The sequence below is a fragment of the Shigella sp. FC1567 genome (genome assembly GCF_001743015.1).
Classification (GTDB): domain Bacteria; phylum Pseudomonadota; class Gammaproteobacteria; order Enterobacterales; family Enterobacteriaceae; genus Escherichia; species Escherichia coli.
On record NZ_MIIV01000369.1, the window covers coordinates 1 to 625 of the forward strand.

A 625-nucleotide genomic window follows, 5' to 3' on the forward strand; every position below is an offset into this window, starting at 1 on the left:
AGCAGGCGCTGGAGTTCTTTAATCTGCTTCATGGCGGCAGCAAGTTCAGAGGCAGGAACAACCTGTTCTCCGGCGGCCACAGCAGTAAGACTTCCTTCCTGGTATTGCTTACGCCAGAGAAATAACTGGCTGGCTGCTACACCATGTTGCCGGGCAACGAGGGAGACCGTCATCCCCGGTTCAAAGCTCTGCTGAACAATTGCGATCTTTTCCTGTGTGGTACGCCGTCTGCGTTTCTCCGGCCCTAAGACATCAATCATCTGTACTCCAATGACTAGTCTAAAAACTAGTATTAAGACTATCACTTATTTAAGTGATACTGGTTGTCTGGAGATTCAGGGGGCCAGTCTACGTACTCTGTCAGGAAAATTGACGCAGTGGAGTAGCAAAAATGCAAGCGCGAGTGAAGTGGGTCGAAGGGTTAACTTTTCTGGGCGAATCCGCCTCTGGTCATCAGATTTTAATGGACGGCAACTCAGGCGATAAAGCACCAAGTCCGATGGAAATGGTGTTGATGGCGGCGGGGGGTGCCCCTATTAAGTTGTCAAGCATGTTATGACCCCTGCGGGGTATAAAAAGTCCCGTCGCGCATCATGGCGAACAGAACGTCGCAGCGTCGTCTCGC

General features: G+C 51.2%; 2 protein-coding genes and 1 pseudogene. 1 reads left to right on the plus strand and 2 read right to left on the minus strand.

Going from position 1 to position 625, the window contains the following annotated elements; genetic code table 11:
- The coding region (locus BHE85_RS18030) for a transposase (protein WP_000567716.1) at positions 1-260 on the minus strand (260 nt) is incomplete at its 3' end.
- 131 nt (positions 261-391) lie between these two features.
- Here BHE85_RS18030 and BHE85_RS27680 point away from each other — a divergent pair.
- Positions 392-529: pseudogene (locus BHE85_RS27680) on the plus strand (hypothetical protein); the annotation flags it as partial.
- Positions 530-553: 24 nt separating this feature from the next.
- On the opposite strand, the gene BHE85_RS27685 reads toward BHE85_RS27680, so the two are convergent.
- Positions 554-625: hypothetical protein (locus BHE85_RS27685; RefSeq protein WP_242412324.1), on the minus strand; the 72-nt coding region annotated here is incomplete at its 5' end.